We start from the raw sequence: 15,715 nt of genomic DNA on the forward strand, positions 1-15,715 counted from the left end.
GGCTCAGCGTCGCCAGTTCACGGCCATGCCGATGACGATCCCCGCTGCCGCACAACCGAAAGTCGTCAGCAGCACCGGCGTCCACGTCGTCTGTTCCGGCCCGACGAAGGATGACCAAGCGGCGCTGGCCAGCCCGCCGGTCAGGAAACCAAAGATCCAGCCGAGCATGCCACCACGCACCAGCGCGCCGCGGCGCCCATCCTCACCGCAGCAATGTGGGCAATAGGCCGAGCCTGCCGGCACCAGTCGCTCGCAACTCGGGCAGGCGACCATTCCCGGCACCGCCTCGCCATCCGGACTGATGCCGGCGGGCGAATGCTGTTTGGCACCCATCAGATTCTCCTCGCCAACTCGGCCGCCATGCCGGTGTAGGTCGCGGGGGTCATGCGCATCAGTTCAGCCGTGGCTGCCTCGGGCAGCCCGAGCGATTCGACGAAGGCGCGCATCTCTGCCGGCGAAACGCGCTTGCCACGCGTCAGCTCCTTGAGTCTTTCGTAGGGGTTGGCGACGCCATGCCGGCGCATGACGGTCTGCACCGGTTCGGCCAACAGCTCCCAGTTCGCATCGAGATCGGCGTGCAGGCGCCCGGCGTCGGCTTCCAGCTTGCCGAGGCCGCGCAGCAGCGAGTCGTAGGCGAGCAGTGTGTAACCGAGCGCAACCCCCATGTTGCGCAGCACCGTTGAATCACTGAGATCGCGTTGCCAGCGCGAGATTGGCAATTTGTCGGCGAGATGGCGCAAGAGCGCATTCGCCAGGCCGAGGTTGCCCTCCGAGTTCTCGAAGTCGATCGGATTCACCTTGTGCGGCATCGTCGACGAACCGATCTCCCCGGCCTTGAGCTTCTGCCGGAAGAATCCGAGCGAGATATAGCCCCAGATGTCGCGGTTGACATCGATCAGGATCAGGTTCGCACGTGCGAAGGCATCGAACAGCTCCGCCATCGAGTCATGCGGCTCGATCTGGATTGTGTAGGGATTGAACTCCAGCCCGAGCGACTCGACGAAGCGACGCGCGAAGCCCTCCCAGTCATGGTCCGGGTATGCGGCCAGATGCGCGTTGTAGTTGCCAACGGCACCGTTGATCTTGCCCAGCAGGCGGACACCGGCGATCGCCGAGCGCGCGCGCCGCAGCCGGAAGGCGACGTTCGCCATTTCCTTGCCCAGCGTCGTCGGCGTGGCCGGCTGACCATGCGTGCGCGACATCATCGGCAGATCGGCAAACTCGTGTGCCAGTTCGCGCAGACGCTCGACGATCCGGTCCAGCGTCGGCAACATCGTCTCGCCGCGCGCCCCCTGCAGCATCAACGCATGTGCCAGGTTGTTGATGTCCTCCGAGGTGCAGGCGAAATGGATGAATCCGGCGACGCGCATGACCTCGACGTTGTCCGCCAGCCTCTTCCGGAGCCAGTACTCGAGCGCCTTGACATCGTGGTTGGTGACCGCCTCGATTTCTTTCACCTCAGCCGCCTCGGCCGGACCAAAGTCGGCCACCAGGGCATCGAGCTGACACCGCGTGGCGGCCGAGAAGGGCGGCACCTCGTCCAGTTGCGGATCGGCAGCGAGCGCCTGCAGCCATGCCACTTCGACCTGCAGGCGGCGCCTGATCAGGCCGCACTCGGAAAACTGCGGGCGCAGCGCATCCACCTTTCCGGCGTAGCGGCCATCGAGCGGAGAGAGCGATGTGAGTGGTGAAGGCAACATGCAGGACAATCCTTGAACGGTCGACGGGACACCCGAGTATTCTACCCGTCCCTGAGGTGTAGCCGTAACCGGGATGCGGGCCCGATGCTATAATCGTGCGCAGTTTTTTGACATTGGGAAACAGATGAAGCTCATCGGATCACTGACCAGTCCGTACGTCCGCAAGACGCGGGTCGTCCTGGCCGAGAAGAAGATCGACTACGAATTCGAGATCGACTCGCCATGGCTGCCCGAGAACCAGGTGAGCCACGCCAATCCGCTGGGCAAGATCCCGGTCCTCGTCCTCGACGACAACACCGTCCTGTTCGATTCGCGAGTCATCGTCGAATACCTCGACAACGTCGCGCCCAACAACAAGTTGATGCCCGCGCCAAACCGCGAACGTTCCGAAGTGAGGCGCTGGGAGGCACTCGCCGACGGAATCTGTGACGCTGCGGCGCTGGTGTTCCTCGAGAGGAAGCGGCCGGCCGTGCAGCAAAGCCCGGAGTGGATCACTCGTCAGCAGCTCAAGATCATCACCAGTCTGGAATACATGGCGAGCGAACTTGCCGACGCCAACTGGTGCATGGGCACCCACTTCTCGCTTGCCGACGTCGCCAGCGGCTGTGCGCTCGGCTACCTCGTCTTCCGCTTTCCGGAGATCGACTGGCGTGGCAAGCACCCGAATCTCGCACGCCTCTACGAAAAGCTGATGCTGCGCCCGGCGTTCAGCGAGACCGTACCGCAGGGCTGAGCCGACTGCACGGGACGAACGGGAGGCTCGGGCCTGCCGCGGCGGGTCGTCTCGGAAGCCCCGGGCGATCGCGCCGGGTATCGACAGCGATCTCCCTCGCCATCCCCTCGCCGCTGCTGAACTGTTTCGGTCTGCCGGCGAGACTCATTTCGCGGGCGCTGCCGGCGCGCTGACAGCATTCGGATCAAGTCCCTGCGCGCCAACTTCGACCGCGTCCACCTTGCCGTCCTCCTGCAACAACGCCTCCTCCGCCCTGCGGTTCAGGACGACGATGCTGATGCGGCGATTGATCGAACTCAGGGGATCGTTGCGATCGAAGAGGACCGTCGAAGCCAGACCGACGACGCGCAGGACCTTGTGCTCATCCATGCCGCCGGAGATCAGTTCGCGTCGCGATGCGTTCGCCCGGTTTGCCGACAGCTCCCAATTCGAGAAGCCCTTGTCGCCACCGCCGAACTGGGCGGCGTCGGTATGGCCGGAAAGGCTCAGCTTGTTCGGCACCGCGTTCAGCGCTTTGCCGATCTCACGCAGGATCACCCGGGTATGAGGCTTCAGTTCGGCGCTGCTGGTGTCGAACATCGGCCGGTTCTGCTCGTCTACGATCTGGATGCGCAGCCCCTCGCTGGTCACGTCCACCAGCAACTGGTTCTTGAACTGTCTGAGCGCGGGATTGCTCTCGATCAGCTTCTCGATGCTCTGCTTCAGTTCGCCGAGTTGCACCTTCTCGCGCTCTTCGAACTCCCGGCGCGCCTGCTCGGCGTTGGTTTCCTTCAGGCTGACCGTCTTGTTCTTGGCATCGATGTCGCCCCCCTTGACCTGGCCCGCCGAGCGCGTCAAGTCCTTGCCACCGCCCTTGAGCACGCTCGAGCTGTCACCCGTTCCCGACCCGCCCTGCGAGGCGATCTTCAGCGGGTTCTGGAAGTAGTCTGCAATTCCCTTGAGATCGCCGCTGGCCGTCGATCCGAGCAGCCACATAAGCAGGAAAAACGCCATCATCGCTGTCACGAAGTCGGCGTAGGCAATCTTCCAGGCACCGCCATGATGGCCGCCGGCAACCTTCTTGACCCGTTTGACGACTATCGGGCGCAGATCATCGCTCATTCATTCTCCCCAATCAGTCGCCGCCCCCGCGCCTACTTGCCCTTGCGGTTCTTGAGCTCCTCTTCCAGCTCGCGGAAACTCGGACGGACATCGGTCGCCAGTGCCTTCCTGCCAAACTCGACGGCCACCTGCGGCGCATAACCCGACATCGACGCCAGCAGGACGACCTTGATCACCTGGTAGATCTTCGACCCCTCGTGTGCCTTCTGCTCGAGCAGGCTGGCCACCGGCGCCACGAAACCGTAGGCGATCAGGATGCCGAGAAAGGTGCCGACCAGCGCGCCGCCGATCATCTTGCCGAGCACGGCCGGCGGCTCGCCCACCGATCCCATGACGTTGACCACCCCCATCACGGCGACGACGATACCAAAGGCGGGCACCGCATCACCCACCTTCGCGACCACATGGCCGGGCGTCTCGACCTCGTGGTGGTGCGTTTCGATCTCGATGTCCATCAGGCTTTCGATCTCGATGGCGTTCAGGTTGCCGCCGACCATCATCCGCAAGTAATCGGTGATGAACTCGATCACATGATGGTCGCCGGCGAGCGCCGGATACTTGCTGAAGATCGGGCTCTCCTTCGGATTCTCGACATCGTTCTCGATCGACATCAAACCCTCCTTGCGGACCTTCGCCAGAATCTCGAAGAGCATCGCCAGCAGGTCGATGTACAGCGCCCGGGTATACTTCGAACCCTTGAACAGGCTCGGCAGCGCGCCGATCGTCGTCTTGATGATCTTGATATCGTTCGAAGCGACGAAGCCGCCAACCGTCAGGCCGACAATCGCCACGTACTCAAGGGGCACCCAGAGTGCGGCCAAGCTGCCGTGAACCGCGTAGGTCCCCAGCGCCGCCGCCAGAATGACCACATAGCCAACGATCAGAAACATCCGCCCCCCCTTGTCTTGGCGCGTCCGCACGGTCCGGCTTCTCGAACCCGACCACAGTCGCGCATTGTAGCCACATTGCACCGCATCGGCATCGGCCAAAGGTCCTTATATTGGGCTCAGGCGACTGCCTTCCGGGCACTCGGCCATGGCTCCCCACGGCACAGCGCCAGGAGTGCCGGCAACGCCTCATCGCGGACAAATCGTTTACACTGGCGGCGTGCGCAGCCCGCACCCGAGGCCATCAAGAAGATGAAGCATTGCAGTGAATGTGGGGCCATGGTCGAACTGGCGATCCCGGCAGGTGACAGCCTGCCACGACACGTCTGCCGACAATGCGGAACCATTCATTACCAGAATCCGAAACTGGTGGTTGGCTGCATCGCCGAATGGCAGGACCGCATCCTGCTGTGCCGGCGTTCGATCGAGCCACGCTACGGCCTGTGGACCCTGCCCGCCGGGTTCATGGAGAACGGCGAGTCGACGGCCCAGGCGGCGATTCGCGAAACGCTCGAGGAAGCCTGTGCGCGCGTCGAGATCGAGCAGCTTTTTTCGCTCGTCGATGTGCCGCACATCAACCAGGTGCACCTCTTCTATCGCGCCCGCCTGCTCGACACCGGCTTCGCTGCCGGCCTCGAAACGCTCGAAACCGCGCTTTTTTGCGAAGAAGAACTGCCTTGGCAATCACTCGCCTTCCAGAGCGTCACCCTGTGCCTGCAGGCCTACTTTTCCGATCGCCGGAAGGGCAGGTTCCGGTTGCACGAAGACGCGATCCTGCGCCGCCAGGAGGGGCCTAGCGCGCATCGTCGAGCGTGAATTCGACCGGCAGCAGGATGCGAAAATCCCGCCCCCTGAGTCCCGCCGGCAGAAGCGTGGCCGCCGCAGCCTGTTCGAGGATCGCGACCGCCTGCTGATCGAGCGGGGCATGACCGCTCGAGCGAGCAAGCGAGAATTGCGGGCGTGGTTGCCAAGCGCTGACGCTGATGGCGACCTCGACCCGTCCCTCCCAGCCACGCTCGCGCGCCAGCACCGGATAGCCCTTGAAGCGACGCGATGCGATCGCCAGGTCGATCCGGTACTGCCGCAGGTCATCCGCACTGACTGCCGTGGCCGGCGTCCCGCCGCCCAACCGGGAGTCTGTCGCCGGCACTTCGCCCGCTGCCACTCCGCTGTCCGACAACGATCCAGATGCTGATGGCCGTGACGGGCCGATCTTCTCCGCTCCGGAGACGCCCGCCGACGAAGCCGCCGGCTCCCGGGGTGCCGGTCGGTGTGCCGGGGGGCGAGGCGCGGCAACGGCTGCCGTTGGCCAAGGCTGAGGTGCCGCCCGCCCGCTGGACGCGGCAGGACCCGATGCCGCGCCGCGCCCTGCGGGCGCCGCGGCCGGCGCAGGTGGGCGTTCGACGAGCCTGGCGACGACGGGGACGGCCGCCTGCGCGAGCGGCCGTGCCGGCAAATGGTAGACGGGTACCAGCAAGCACGCGTGCGCCAGCAGCGAAGACAACAGCGCAAGCTGCATCCGTCGGCGCGCCGCCTCAGCCATCGTCCCTGGCGCCCACGCGCAGAGCTGGCCTCGAGTCGATCACGCCACGGCGCCGACCTCCACCCGCCCCGCCGTCAGCTGGGCCGACGTTGCTCCGGGGCAGGCGGCAGCGCCGGCATGACGCCACCTGGGGCCGGCGACATCCCGCCTGCGACCGCGCCACCGGCAGACCTGCGGCGACCGCTCGCGCCAACCCCGCGTGGCCGGCGGCCCAAGCCTCCTGGGTCAGTCGCCGGCAAACGCCGGCGGCGGCTGGATCGTCGTCGCCTACTTGCGGCCCTGCGCCTCTTCCTCGCGCATCCTCGCGCTGAAAAAGCGCGCAAAACCGACCGCCATGGCGATCACGAAGACGATGACCAACAAACTGGACAGACCATAGTCGGTCGACAACAACAGTTCCCAAGCCATGCTCAAGCTCCTCTCTCAATTGCCCCGCGTCACGGACTGCGGCGGACGCCGAGCCCGCAAACTCAACACCCCATCCGGCTCGACGACCCACTCGCCAAGCAGACGCCACTCCTGCCCATCGTCTTCGAGGACGACATGCCAGCGCCCCTGCAGCGGTCGCAAAGCACCACCGTAGACAGCCCCGCCTTCCGCGCGCAGCGACAACTTTTGATCGAGACCTGGACGAGTCGGGTGGGCGATGCGCAGAATCAGCGACTCCGGCATGCGGACGCCTTCCCGGGTCTGCAGCAAGACCCGTATGCGGTCGCCGCTTCCGCCCAGCACCAGTTCCGCGCCGATCCCGAGATCGGCGGCGCGCTGATCGCGAGCGGTGCGCTGGTTGATCCCCAGCCCCTCCTTGTAATAGTCGTCGACGACCAGCCCATCGTTGCTGACCACCGCCAGATAGGCGGTGGCCACCCCGGCAATGACGACCACCAGCGGCCCGAGCATCAGCAGCCATGGCCAGGGCTCTCGGTACCACGCCTTTGCCGGCGAGTTCGCCGTCCTGCTCATGGCTGGAAGAAGCTCGTCTTCTCGCGCACGGCGATGTCCGGATCCTCGTCGGCACGAATCTCGAAGTAGACGACGTTGGAGCCCTTCCTGCCGACGCCCGGCTCGGCGCGCACTGACAGCAGGAGGGTCTTCGACGACGCCGCCGGCACCTCGACGCTGCGCTCGCCGGCGATCTCGATTCCCTCGAGCCCGCTGACACCGACCGCGTAGCGGTGGTCGGCTTCGTCGGTATTCGAAATGTGCAGGCTGAAGACGTTCTCGGTGCGTCCGTCGTCCGCCTCGCGCGAGAGGGTCGAGCGGTCACGCAGGACATCCACCTTCAGCGGCACACGATGCGACAGGCTCCACACGGTCGCCACGATGATCGCAAGCAGAACGCTCGCGTAGAGCAGCGTTCGCGGCCGCAACAGGTGCGCCGCCATCTGCCGCACCGTATAGTGCCGCGCCATGGCGTTCTCTGTCGAGTAACGGATCAGGCCGCGCGGTGAGCCGACCTTGTCCATCACCTGGTCGCAGGCGTCGATGCACGCGGCACAGGCGATGCACTCGAGCTGCAGACCATTCCGGATGTCGATCCCGGTCGGACAGACCTGCACGCAGATGCTGCAGTCCACGCAGTCGCCGAGCGCCGCCGACTTCACCGCGCCCCCCTTCCGGCGAGCGCCGCGCGGCTCCCCGCGCTCCGGGTCATAGCTGATGATCAGCGTGTCGGGGTCGAACATCACGCCCTGGAAACGCGCATACGGGCACATGTACTTGCACACCTGCTCGCGCAGAAAGCCCGCCATCATGTAGAGGAAAGCGGCGTAGAACAGGATCCAGAAGGTCTCCCACGGCCCGAGGGCAAACGCGGCGATCGCCGGCAGCAGTTCCCTGATCGGGGTGAAGTAACCGACGAAGGTGATGCCGGTCCATAAAGCGATCAGCAGCCACAGAGCGTGCTTGATGAACTTGAGACGAAACTTGCGCGCACTCATCGGCTGCGCGTCGAGCTTCATCCGCGCCGGCCGCTCGCCTTCGATCCTGCGCTCGATCCACATCAGAATCTCGGTATACACCGTCTGCGGGCAGGCGTAACCGCAGAACAGGCGGCCACCGACAGCAGTGACAAGGAACAGGCCGTAGGCCGAAATGACGAGCAGAATCGCCAAATAGATCACGTCCTGCGGCCAGAAGACCATCCCGAAGATGTAGAAGCGACGCTCCTCGATGTGGAAGAGAACCGCCTGCCGGCCACCCCATTCCAGCCAGCAGAGCCCGTAGAACAGCGCCTGCGTGAAGCAGACCATCGCCCAGCGCCAGTTGTTGAAGATCCCCGTGGTACTGCGTGCGTAGACCGTGCGATGCTTCTCGTACAGCCCGTCGACGTTGATGGGAATTGCCTTGGCCTTGCCCGCCGCCTGGTCCATGATCTCAGCTCCGATCCTCTTCCGAATTGCACCAAACTCTAATATTAGCTTGTGGCATGAGAGCGAACTTGATCTGAATCAGTCACGGTCGCATCGGCAACCGCGGGGGACAACTGGCGGGAAAGAACCGGGCGCAGGCGTTGCGCCGGAAAGACCGACACCGGGAAGCCTGCGGCGCCCTGGCCGGGAAAGACAAGAACGGAGCGGCGATGCGCTCCGTTCTTCAGCCATCACGATCTACTTGCCGCCTGTGGTCGGGCCCAGGCTCAGGACGTAGGCTGCCAGCAGATGCACCTTCTCGTCGCCGAGGAACTCCTTCCAGGCCGGCATCTGGTTGTTGCGGCCCTTGGTGATGGTCTCCATGATCGTCGCCTCGGAACTGCCGTAGAGCCAGACCTTGTCGGTCAGGTTGGGTGCGCCCAGCGCCTGCATCCCCTTGCCATCGGGACCATGGCAACCGGCACAGCCGGCGCTGTTGAACGCCTCCTGACCCTTTGCGGCACGCAGCGAATCAGCGGGAAGACCGGACAGCGAACGGACATGATTGGCCAGGTCCTTGATGGTCTCGACACCGAGTTGGGCGTGTGGCGGCATGACGCCGTTGCGACCGACGGCGATCGTCTCGACGATCTGCGCCGGCTCCCCACCCCACTGCCAGTCACTGTCCGTCAGGTTCGGAAAACCCTTCGAGCCCTTGGCATCGGCGCCATGACACTGGACGCAATAGGTCAGGTACAGGCGCTTGCCGGTCTCCATGCCAACCTTGTCGGCCGCCAGCGCCTTGAGGTCGGTCTGCAGGTACTTGGCGTAGAGCGGCTTGGTCTGCTCGTCGAATTTCGCCATCTCCTTGGCCCACTGGCCACTCGACGACCAGCCAAGAACCCCGGGGAAGCTGCCCAGCGCCGGGTAGAGCACACTGTAGCCCAAGGCGAAGAACACCGTGATGTAGAACAGCCACATCCACCATCTGGGCAGCGGGTGATTGTACTCCTCGAGGTTCTCGTCCCAGACGTGGCCCGTCGTGTCGAGCTTCGCCGGTGGTGGTGTGCTCTGCACCCAAAGCAGCACGGCACAGGCGATGATGCTCCCCAGTACGAGCAGAATGACGTACCAGTTCCAAAACTGACTCACAAAATCGTTCATGATGCTTTCCTCTGTCCGTTGCGATCCAAGCCAAGTTCGATCCGATCCGCTTCTTCATCGGTGAACGGCAGCATCGCTGCTTCTTCGAAGCGCTTCCTGTTGCCCTTGACGCCGTAGGCCCACCAGACGATCCCGAGGAAGGTCAGCAGGGAAACGACGGTGACGATAGACCGAATGTCGTTGATGTCCATGCGCTCACCTGGCGTTCTTCAGTTCCAGGCCCATCCCCTGCAGGTAGGCAATGAGGGCGTCGAGTTCGCTCTTGCCCTCAAGCTGTTTCTTCGCACCGGCGATCTCCTCGTCGGTATAGGGAACGCCGACCCGACGGAGGGCGCGCATCTTCGCCTCGATGGTGCTGGCGTCGGCCGGCGCCTTCTCGAGGAAGGCGAAGGCAGGCATGTTGGACTCGGGAACGACATCCCGCGGATTGATCAGGTGCACCCGGTGCCACTCGTCGGAGTAACGTCCGCCGACGCGGGCGAGGTCGGGACCGGTTCGCTTCGAACCCCACTGGAAGGGGTGGTCATAGACGAACTCGCCGGCGACCGAATAATGCCCGTAGCGCTCGGTCTCGGCACGGAACGGACGGATCATCTGCGAATGGCAGAGAAAACAGCCTTCGCGGATGTAGACGTCGCGCCCCGTGAGCCGGACCGGATCGTAGGGCTTGAGCCCGGTCACCGGTTGGGTGGTCGACTTCTGGAAGAACTGTGGAACGATTTCCACCAGTCCGCCGACGCTGACCACCAGCAGGGTCAGCACGATCATCAGCGGGACACTGCGTTCAACTGCATCTTGCGTGATCTTCATTGCTTCTTCCTTGTCAGGCGTGGTGGGCGGCAGGCACCAGGACGCGCGCGTCGTCGACCGTACGCCCGCCTGCGATCGTCTTGAACATGTTGTAGGCCATCACCAGCATGCCGACCAGGAACAGGACGCCACCGAGGAACCGGATCGCCCAGAAGGGATAGGAGGCCTTGACCGATTCGACGAAGCTGTAGGTCAGCGTGCCGTCGGCATTGACCGCGCGCCACATGAGGCCCTGCATCACGCCGGCGATCCACATCGACGCGATGTAGAGCACGACGCCGATGGTCGCCACCCAGAAGTGCACCGTGATCAGCCTGACGCTGAACATCTCGCTCTTGCCAAACAGCCGCGGCAGCAGGTAGTAGACCGAGCCGATCGAGATCATCGCCACCCAGCCCAGCGCACCCGAGTGCACGTGGCCGACGGTCCAGTCCGTGTAGTGCGACAGGGCATTGACCGTCTTGATCGACATCATCGGTCCCTCGAAGGTCGACATGCCGTAGAAGGACAGCGAGGTGATCAGGAACTTCAGGATCGGATCGTCGCGCAGCTTGTGCCAGGCGCCCGAAAGCGTCATCACCCCGTTGATCATGCCGCCCCACGACGGTGCCAGCAGGATCAGCGAGAACAGCATGCCGACCGACTGCGTCCAGTCGGGCAGCGCCGTGTAGTGCAGGTGGTGCGGCCCGGCCCACATGTAGGTGAAGATCAGCGCCCAGAAGTGCACCACCGACAGGCGGTACGAGTAGATGGGGCGCTCGGCCTGCTTTGGAACGAAGTAGTACATCATGCCGAGGAAGCCGGCGGTGAGGAAGAAACCGACCGCGTTGTGCCCGTACCACCACTGGATCATCGCGTCCTGGACACCGGCATAGGCCGAGTACGACTTGGTCAGCGTCACCGGAATCTCCGCGCTGTTGACCACGTGCAGCAGCGCCACGGCAAGGATGAAGCCGCCGTAGAACCAGTTCGCGACATAGATGTGACTCACCTTGCGCTTGGCGAGGGTACCGAAGAAGACGACCGCGTAAGCCACCCAGACGAGCGTGATCAGGATGTCGACCGGCCACTCGAGTTCGGCGTACTCCTTGCCCGAGGTGATCCCCAGTGGCAGCGTCACGGCGGCGAGCACGATGATCAGCTGCCAGCCCCAGAAGGTGAACGCCGCCAGCCCGTCGGAAAAGAGCCGTGTGTGGCAGGTCCGCTGGACGACGTAGTACGAGGTGGCGAACAGCGCGCTGCCGCCGAAGGCGAAGATCACCGCGTTGGTGTGCAGCGGGCGCAGGCGGCCGAAGTGCAGGAAACCAAGGTTGAGTTCGGGCCAGACCAGTTGGGCGGCGATGATCACCCCCACCAGCATCCCGACTATCCCCCAGATGACCGTCATCACGGCAAACTGCCGCACCACCTTGTAATTGTATGTTGACTGAGTTTCCGACATGGACTCACCTCGTTCCTGATCAAGAAAACCGGTTTTCACCGCCCTGAATGCCCTTGTCCCGGGCACTGAATAAACGGATGCTATTCTAACCTGACGGTGTCAAATTTGACACAGATCAACCTCCGCGCACGAGCGGACGGCGCCAGCGGGCAAAAAAATGGGTGCGCCGAGACGCACCCGAAACCCCAACAGAGAAACATCCCTGGACGCCCCGGGCAGCGAATGCCGAAACATCCACGCCGGCGACCGGCGAATTATCCCCGACCGACAAGAAGCCGCATTGACCTGCATCAAGAGTCGCGTGGATCGGCAGGCGACCGGCCTGGCCGCCTGTCGTCGGCGCCTGCCGCGGGTGGGGAACGGTCGTCATCCATCAGGATGCGGTAGGCCGGCCCCTCCATGTCGTCGAACTGACCGCTGCGCAGCGACCACCAGAAGGCGAGCGCGATCAGGAAGACGAGCACGACCGAAATCGGGATCAGCAGGTACAGGGTTTCCATCGTCGATCAGCTTCCACCAGTCTTCTGCAGTCGCAACGAATTCGCCACCACCAGCAACGAGCTGCCGGACATGCCGATGCCGGCCATCCACGGCGTGATGAAGCCGGCGATCGCCAGCGGCAGGACGACGAAATTGTAGGCGAATGACCACCAGAGGTTCTGCCGGATGACGCGCAGCGCGCGGCGCGACACCCGGATGCCACGACGCAGGTGGTCGAGGTTCTCCGACAGCAGGACCAGATCCGCCTGCGTGCGAGCCAGCTCCGAACCCCCGCCCATGGCCACCGAGACCTGTGCCTGCGCCAGGACAGGCGCGTCGTTCACCCCGTCGCCGACCATCGCGACGACCGCGCCAGCGGCCTGCAGGCGGTGCACGTGCTGATGCTTCGCCTGCGGCGACGCATCCGCCACCACCTCGTCGATCGCCAGACCGCGTGCGACACGCCGGGCAACCGGCTCGCAGTCGCCGGTCAACAGCACGACCCGCCGGCCGGCGGCACGCAGGTCGGCGAGCAAAGCGGCGGCTTCCGGCCGCACGTCGTCGCCGAGGCGAAAGAGGGCGATCCAGCCGCCTTCGTCGCCGAGGGCGATTACCGTGTCGCCGCTGTCCAGAACGGCATTCGCCGACTCCGGCAGCGGCCGGCCGTGCAACGAATGCACATACGCCGGCCGGCCGAGACGCAGGCGGCGGCCATCAAGCACCGCCGTGACGCCGCAACCCGGCTCGTTGCCCGGCGCCTCGACGGCCGGCAACGGACGACCGGCCGCAGCCTCGCGCAGCGCCCTGCCGAGCGGGTGCTCCGAGGCCTGCTCGAGCGCCGCTGCCAGGCACAGGCACGACTCGGCGGTGTCTTCCGCAAGAGGCAGTACTTGCAGCACGCGCATCTCGCCGGTGGTCAGCGTACCGGTCTTGTCGAGGACGAAGTGGCTCGCCCGCGCCAGCGTCTCGACGGCATGGCTGCGGGTGACCAGCAGGCCGGCGCGCGCCATGGCGCCACTGGCAACGGTCAGCGCCACCGGCGTCGCCAGCGACAGCGCGCAGGGGCAGGTGACGACGAGAACCGAAACGGTGATCCACAGCGCCTGGCGCGGATCGATGAACCACCAGACCAGCGCCACCGCCGTGGCCAGGACGAGCAATGCAATGATGAAATGGCTGGCGATGCGATCGGCCAGCTCGACGATCCGCGGCTTCGCCGTCGCTGCCCGCTCCATCAGGCGGATGATCGCCGACAGCCGGGTCGCCTCGCCCACCCGTGTCACCTCGACCAGCAGCGGGCTCTCGACATTGAGCGCGCCACCGGTCACCGCCGATCCCGGACGCTTGTCGACCGGCGCACTCTCCCCGGTCAGCAGCGACTCGTTGGCGCTGCTCTCGCCTTCCAGAACCTTGCCGTCGGCCGGGATCGTCTCGCCGGCACGCACCAGCACCACCTCACCGGGCTGCAGGTTGGCGACCAGGACCTGTTCCTGCTGCCGTCTGGCCGGGTATTCCGGCAACCGGGTGGCGACCGCCGGCATCAGCCGGGCCAGTGCCTCGGTGGTGCTGACCGCCCGCTGGCGAGCAGTCATTTCCAGGAAGCGCCCGCTCAGCAGGAAGAAGACGAACATCGTCACCGAATCGAAATAGACCTCGCCGCTCGCCGTCAGCGTCGCCCAGACGCTCGCCAGGAAGGCGGCGCCGACGCCCAGCGCGACCGGCACGTCCATGCCGGCACGGCGCAGTCGCAGGTCGCGCCAGGCGTTGGTGAAGAAGGGCGCCGCCGAATAGAACACCACCGGCAGCGTCAGCGTCAGGCTGGCCCAGCGCATCAGCTGCGCGACCTCCGGCGTCATCTCGCCATCGCCCGCCAGATAGACCGGAACGGCGTACATCATCACCTGCATCATGCCGAAGCCGGCGACGAACACCCGCCACAGGGCGCGGCGCCGCTCGTCGCGCGCGAGTTCCTCGCTCTTCGCCGGATCGTAGGGATACGCGCGATAGCCGATGGTCGCGATCGCCGCCAGGATCCCGGACAGCCGGATCCGCCGCTCGTCCCAGCGGACGCGCGCGCGGCGCGTGGCGTAATTGATCTCCACCGCGGTCACGCCGGCGAGCCGCGACAGGTGCTGCTCGTTGAGCCAGATGCACGCCGAACAGGTGATCCCTTCGAGGATCAGCGAGGCTTCGCGCTCGCTCCCGCCGGCCTCATCGGGCAGGACGCGGACGAAGCTCTTCTGGAAATCGGCATGGTCGTAGAGCTGCAGCCCGTCGACGATCGCCGGCATCGCCTCGCGCGGCGCGTCGGGCAGCGCATCGCGGGTGCGGTAGTAGTCGCCGAGGCCGTTGTCGACGATCGCCTTCGCCACCGCCTGGCAACCGGCACAGCACATCGCGCGCGGCGCTCCGTCGATGCGCGTGGCGAGGTCGACGCCCGCCGGAATGGCTTGGCCACAATGGTAGCAATTGCCGATGTTCATCACCGCGACAGACGAGGAAAAAGCCGCCGGCGCCAGCCGGCGCGGCAGCAGGCCGGTTATAATCGCACGTTTTGTCCGCTCCCACTCGCGCCCGATGCTCGTCTATCGCGGATTTTCACAGACAGCGCCCAGCGCCACCGTCCTCACCATAGGCAATTTCGATGGCGTTCATCTCGGCCATCGCGCCCTGCTCGCCCGCCTGACTGCGGCTGCCGCCAGCGCCGGGCTGCCGGCGGCCGTCCTCACCTTCGAGCCGCATCCACGCGAGTTCTTCGCCCCGCAGGATGCGCCGCCACGCCTGTCGACACTGCGCGAGAAGCTCGAACTGCTCGCTGACGATGGTGTCGACCTGGTGCATGTCTGCCATTTCAACGCCGCCTTCGCCTCGCTGACCGCAGCCGATTTCATCGAGCGGGTCCTGCTCGGCGCACTGCGTGTGCGGCTGCTGATCGTCGGTGACGATTTCCGCTTCGGCGCCGGCCGCAGTGGCGACTTCGCACTGCTCCGCGCCACCGGCGCGCGGCTCGGCTTCCGCGTCGAGGCCATGGAAAGCGTCACCCTGGACGGCGAGCGCGCGTCCAGTTCGGCGGTGCGCGACGCGCTGCAGGCCGGGCGGATCGAACACGCGGCACGGCTGCTCGGCCGCCCCTACGCGATCGACGGCCGCGTCGTCCGCGGTGACGGCATCGGACGCCAGCTCGGCTTCCACACCGCCAACATCCGCATCAAGCACGAGCGCCCACCGCTGCGCGGGGTCTTTGCCGTCGAGGTCCGCGGACTGCCCGGCGGACCGCACCGGGGCGCCGCCAACCTCGGCTACCGGCCGAGCGCCAACCAGGTGGCGCGCCCCCTGCTCGAGGTCCATCTGCTCGATTTCAGCGCCGACATCTATGGCGCCCACCTCAGCGTCCGTTTCCTGCACAAGCTGCGCGACGAGATGAAATTCCCCGACTTCGCCGCGCTGCGCGCCCAGATCGCCAGCGACGTTGCCGCCATCAAGGCCCATTTCCAGTTGTGAGAAC

The 15,715-nt window shown here is 65.3% G+C and carries 17 protein-coding genes; 3 read left to right on the top strand and 14 right to left on the bottom strand.

The window, feature by feature from the left end:
* Positions 1 to 3 precede the first annotated feature (3 nt).
* Both V5B60_RS19600 and purB read right to left on the bottom strand, forming a co-directional pair.
* Complete coding sequence (locus V5B60_RS19600) at positions 4 to 333, bottom strand: hypothetical protein (protein WP_332349416.1); 330 nt, start codon at positions 331 to 333, stop codon at positions 4 to 6.
* Positions 333 to 1,700 carry an adenylosuccinate lyase gene (gene purB / locus V5B60_RS19605; protein WP_332349418.1) on the bottom strand — a complete coding sequence of 456 codons (1,368 nt, stop codon included), beginning with the start codon at positions 1,698 to 1,700 and terminating at the stop codon, positions 333 to 335. The genes V5B60_RS19600 and purB overlap by 1 nt, the downstream gene beginning before the upstream one ends.
* Positions 1,701 to 1,824: 124 nt before the next feature.
* Here purB and V5B60_RS19610 point away from each other — a divergent pair, with 124 nt between their 5' ends.
* Complete coding sequence (locus V5B60_RS19610) at positions 1,825 to 2,433, top strand: glutathione S-transferase (RefSeq protein WP_332349420.1); 609 nt, start codon at positions 1,825 to 1,827, stop codon at positions 2,431 to 2,433.
* 144 nt (positions 2,434 to 2,577) lie between these two features.
* On the opposite strand, the gene motB is transcribed toward V5B60_RS19610, so the two are convergent.
* Both motB and motA read right to left on the bottom strand, forming a co-directional pair.
* The gene (gene motB, locus V5B60_RS19615; RefSeq protein WP_332349422.1) at positions 2,578 to 3,534 is read right to left on the bottom strand and encodes a flagellar motor protein MotB; all 957 of its coding nucleotides are present in this window, start codon (positions 3,532 to 3,534) and stop codon (positions 2,578 to 2,580) included.
* A gap of 32 nt (positions 3,535 to 3,566) precedes the next feature.
* Positions 3,567 to 4,424, bottom strand: a complete 858-nt coding sequence (motA, locus tag V5B60_RS19620; RefSeq protein WP_332349424.1) for a flagellar motor stator protein MotA — start codon at positions 4,422 to 4,424, stop codon at positions 3,567 to 3,569.
* Between the two features lie 249 nt (positions 4,425 to 4,673).
* On the opposite strand from motA, the gene V5B60_RS19625 reads away from it, so the two are divergent.
* Positions 4,674 to 5,237, top strand: a complete 564-nt coding sequence (locus tag V5B60_RS19625; protein WP_332349426.1) for an NUDIX hydrolase — start codon at positions 4,674 to 4,676, stop codon at positions 5,235 to 5,237.
* On the opposite strand, the gene V5B60_RS19630 is transcribed toward V5B60_RS19625, so the two are convergent.
* From V5B60_RS19630 to V5B60_RS19675, 10 genes are all read right to left on the bottom strand, one after another.
* Positions 5,215 to 5,586 carry a TonB family protein gene (locus V5B60_RS19630; RefSeq protein ID WP_332349428.1) on the bottom strand — a complete coding sequence of 124 codons (372 nt, stop codon included), beginning with the start codon at positions 5,584 to 5,586 and terminating at the stop codon, positions 5,215 to 5,217. The genes V5B60_RS19625 and V5B60_RS19630 overlap by 23 nt on opposite strands.
* 645 nt (positions 5,587 to 6,231) lie before the next feature.
* Positions 6,232 to 6,372, bottom strand: a complete 141-nt coding sequence (locus V5B60_RS19635) for a DUF3149 domain-containing protein (RefSeq protein ID WP_332349430.1) — start codon at positions 6,370 to 6,372, stop codon at positions 6,232 to 6,234.
* 15 nt (positions 6,373 to 6,387) lie between these two features.
* On the bottom strand, positions 6,388 to 6,927 hold the full coding sequence (locus tag V5B60_RS19640; protein ID WP_332349432.1) for a FixH family protein: 540 nt from the start codon (positions 6,925 to 6,927) through the stop codon (positions 6,388 to 6,390).
* The gene (gene ccoG / locus V5B60_RS19645; RefSeq protein WP_332349434.1) at positions 6,924 to 8,336 is read right to left on the bottom strand and encodes a cytochrome c oxidase accessory protein CcoG; all 1,413 of its coding nucleotides are present in this window, start codon (positions 8,334 to 8,336) and stop codon (positions 6,924 to 6,926) included. The genes V5B60_RS19640 and ccoG overlap by 4 nt, the downstream gene beginning before the upstream one ends.
* Positions 8,337 to 8,573: 237 nt before the next feature.
* Positions 8,574 to 9,479 (bottom strand): cytochrome-c oxidase, cbb3-type subunit III, encoded by a 906-nt coding sequence (gene ccoP / locus V5B60_RS19650; RefSeq protein ID WP_332349436.1) that lies wholly within the window; start codon positions 9,477 to 9,479, stop codon positions 8,574 to 8,576.
* A complete protein-coding gene (locus tag V5B60_RS19655; RefSeq protein ID WP_295351643.1) occupies positions 9,476 to 9,670 on the bottom strand; it encodes a cbb3-type cytochrome oxidase subunit 3 in 195 nt (64 codons plus the stop codon). Before V5B60_RS19655 ends, ccoP begins: the two co-directional genes overlap by 4 nt.
* Positions 9,671 to 9,674: 4 nt before the next feature.
* Positions 9,675 to 10,289 carry a cytochrome-c oxidase, cbb3-type subunit II gene (ccoO, locus tag V5B60_RS19660; RefSeq protein ID WP_332349442.1) on the bottom strand — a complete coding sequence of 205 codons (615 nt, stop codon included), beginning with the start codon at positions 10,287 to 10,289 and terminating at the stop codon, positions 9,675 to 9,677.
* Between the two features lie 13 nt (positions 10,290 to 10,302).
* The gene (gene ccoN / locus V5B60_RS19665; RefSeq protein ID WP_332349445.1) at positions 10,303 to 11,730 is read right to left on the bottom strand and encodes a cytochrome-c oxidase, cbb3-type subunit I; all 1,428 of its coding nucleotides are present in this window, start codon (positions 11,728 to 11,730) and stop codon (positions 10,303 to 10,305) included.
* A gap of 290 nt (positions 11,731 to 12,020) precedes the next feature.
* A complete protein-coding gene (gene ccoS / locus V5B60_RS19670; protein WP_332349447.1) occupies positions 12,021 to 12,230 on the bottom strand; it encodes a cbb3-type cytochrome oxidase assembly protein CcoS in 210 nt (69 codons plus the stop codon).
* A 6-nt stretch (positions 12,231 to 12,236) separates the two neighbouring features.
* On the bottom strand, positions 12,237 to 14,693 hold the full coding sequence (locus tag V5B60_RS19675) for a heavy metal translocating P-type ATPase (protein WP_332349449.1): 2,457 nt from the start codon (positions 14,691 to 14,693) through the stop codon (positions 12,237 to 12,239).
* A 94-nt stretch (positions 14,694 to 14,787) separates the two neighbouring features.
* Here V5B60_RS19675 and V5B60_RS19680 point away from each other — a divergent pair, with 94 nt between their 5' ends.
* Positions 14,788 to 15,711: a bifunctional riboflavin kinase/FAD synthetase gene (locus V5B60_RS19680; RefSeq protein WP_332350652.1), complete on the top strand. Its 924-nt coding sequence runs from the start codon at positions 14,788 to 14,790 to the stop codon at positions 15,709 to 15,711.
* Positions 15,712 to 15,715 lie beyond the last annotated feature (4 nt).

The organism is Accumulibacter sp. (assembly GCF_036625195.1).
Classification (GTDB): domain Bacteria; phylum Pseudomonadota; class Gammaproteobacteria; order Burkholderiales; family Rhodocyclaceae; genus Accumulibacter.

Bases quoted from the DNA above. Each gene is read 5' to 3' on its own strand.
- motB (WP_332349422.1), bottom strand. From the start codon at position 3,534: ATGAGCGATGATCTGCGCCCGATAGTCGTCAAACGGGTCAAGAAGGTT.
- V5B60_RS19625 (WP_332349426.1), top strand. From the start codon at position 4,674: ATGAAGCATTGCAGTGAATGTGGGGCCATGGTCGAACTGGCGATCCCG.
- ccoS (WP_332349447.1), bottom strand. From the start codon at position 12,230: ATGGAAACCCTGTACCTGCTGATCCCGATTTCGGTCGTGCTCGTCTTC.
- V5B60_RS19600 (WP_332349416.1), bottom strand. From the start codon at position 333: ATGGGTGCCAAACAGCATTCGCCCGCCGGCATCAGTCCGGATGGCGAG.
- V5B60_RS19610 (WP_332349420.1), top strand. From the start codon at position 1,825: ATGAAGCTCATCGGATCACTGACCAGTCCGTACGTCCGCAAGACGCGG.
- V5B60_RS19655 (WP_295351643.1), bottom strand. From the start codon at position 9,670: ATGGACATCAACGACATTCGGTCTATCGTCACCGTCGTTTCCCTGCTG.
- ccoN (WP_332349445.1), bottom strand. From the start codon at position 11,730: ATGTCGGAAACTCAGTCAACATACAATTACAAGGTGGTGCGGCAGTTT.
- V5B60_RS19635 (WP_332349430.1), bottom strand. From the start codon at position 6,372: ATGGCTTGGGAACTGTTGTTGTCGACCGACTATGGTCTGTCCAGTTTG.
- V5B60_RS19680 (WP_332350652.1), top strand. From the start codon at position 14,788: ATGCTCGTCTATCGCGGATTTTCACAGACAGCGCCCAGCGCCACCGTC.
- motA (WP_332349424.1), bottom strand. From the start codon at position 4,424: ATGTTTCTGATCGTTGGCTATGTGGTCATTCTGGCGGCGGCGCTGGGG.
- purB (WP_332349418.1), bottom strand. From the start codon at position 1,700: ATGTTGCCTTCACCACTCACATCGCTCTCTCCGCTCGATGGCCGCTAC.
- ccoP (WP_332349436.1), bottom strand. From the start codon at position 9,479: ATGAACGATTTTGTGAGTCAGTTTTGGAACTGGTACGTCATTCTGCTC.
- V5B60_RS19675 (WP_332349449.1), bottom strand. From the start codon at position 14,693: ATGAACATCGGCAATTGCTACCATTGTGGCCAAGCCATTCCGGCGGGC.
- ccoO (WP_332349442.1), bottom strand. From the start codon at position 10,289: ATGAAGATCACGCAAGATGCAGTTGAACGCAGTGTCCCGCTGATGATC.
- V5B60_RS19640 (WP_332349432.1), bottom strand. From the start codon at position 6,927: ATGAGCAGGACGGCGAACTCGCCGGCAAAGGCGTGGTACCGAGAGCCC.
- ccoG (WP_332349434.1), bottom strand. From the start codon at position 8,336: ATGGACCAGGCGGCGGGCAAGGCCAAGGCAATTCCCATCAACGTCGAC.